This is a genomic window from Streptococcus mitis, from assembly GCF_946188695.1.
Taxonomy (GTDB): domain Bacteria; phylum Bacillota; class Bacilli; order Lactobacillales; family Streptococcaceae; genus Streptococcus; species Streptococcus mitis_DF.
On sequence record NZ_CAMHWI010000041.1, the window covers coordinates 1 to 816 of the forward strand.

Sequence of the window (816 nt, forward strand, 5' to 3'; positions counted from 1 at the left end):
CTTCCTAAGAAAGATGTCCCAGGAACAGGTAAGATTATAGAACCAGGTAAACCAGCTGTGGAAGTTCCTAATGTAATAACTCCAGCTAAGGTAACACCAGAAACACCAGTAACTGAAAAACCAGGTAAGATTGAAATTACTCAACAACCAAATGGAAATGCGATTGTAACACCGAAGAAACCAGATGGCTCAACATACCCACCAGGAACTAAGGTAGAAATTCCAGGAGAAGATGGAACAACAATCACAGTAACAGTTGGTGACAATGGTTCAGGTGAAGTACCAAATGACAAGCTTCCAAAAGGAGACTTGCCAGGAAAAGGAACAGTCACAGAACCGAATAAGAAACCATCACAACCAGTGGATGTGACAACACCAGCTCGTAAGACACCAACATTAGATGTGGAACGAGATCCTGAGACAGGTGACGTTACAGTCACACCTAAGAAACCAGATGGCTCAACATACCCACCAGGAACTAAGGTAGAAATCCCAGGTGAAAATGGTCCAATCACAGTAACAATCGGTGAAGACGGTAAAGGTAAAGTACCAAATGACAACCTTCCTAAGAAAGATGTCCCAGGAACAGGTAAGATTATAGAACCAGGTAAACCAGCTGTGGAAGTTCCTAATGTAATAACTCCAGCTAAGGTAACACCAGAAACACCAGTAACTGAAAAACCAGGTAAGATTGAAATTACTCAACAACCAAATGGAAATGCGATTGTAACACCGAAGAAACCAGATGGCTCAACATACCCACCAGGAACTAAGGTAGAAATTCCAGGAGAAGATGGAACAACAATCACAGTAACA

At 42.0% G+C, this 816-nt stretch carries 1 pseudogene; it reads left to right on the forward strand.

The window, feature by feature from the left end:
* Nucleotides 1-816: pseudogene (locus N8L33_RS09905) on the forward strand (hypothetical protein); the annotation flags it as partial.